Genomic DNA, 351 nt, shown 5'->3' with positions numbered 1-351 from the left:
TTGTCGCCTTTTGGATGCTGACCAATGCCGAAAATACCGGCCAGCGTATCCATTTTATCGGCAATCGCCAGTGCACAGGCGACAGGGCTGGACGGCAGATCGTCACCGGCAAAGCGCGGCTGATACTGCTCATTCAGCGCCACCGCCACATCTTCGGCTTCGCCGTCGTGACGCGCGTAGTGCATGCCCATCACGCCCTGGGTGTCGGTGAACTCGAAGACCATGTTGGTCATCAGGTCACACTTCGACAGCAGGCCCGCGCGGGTGGCGTGATTCACATCTGCGCCAATTTCACCGGCAATCCAGCCCGCCTGGGCCTGAATGCGATCGGTTTTATCGCGCAGCGTGCCC

The 351-nt window shown here is 60.4% G+C and carries 1 protein-coding gene; it reads right to left on the bottom strand.

Annotated elements, in window-relative coordinates; all coding sequences use genetic code 11:
- Positions 1 to 351 (bottom strand): glycine--tRNA ligase subunit beta (locus AC1DMK_RS31200; RefSeq protein ID WP_477864064.1); only part of this gene is annotated, 351 nt, incomplete at both ends.

The sequence above is a fragment of the Rhizobium sp. 05L419 genome, from assembly GCF_056397845.1.
The sequence above is the reverse complement of the archived record's forward strand: the minus strand, read 5'-3'. Positions and strand labels throughout refer to the sequence as shown.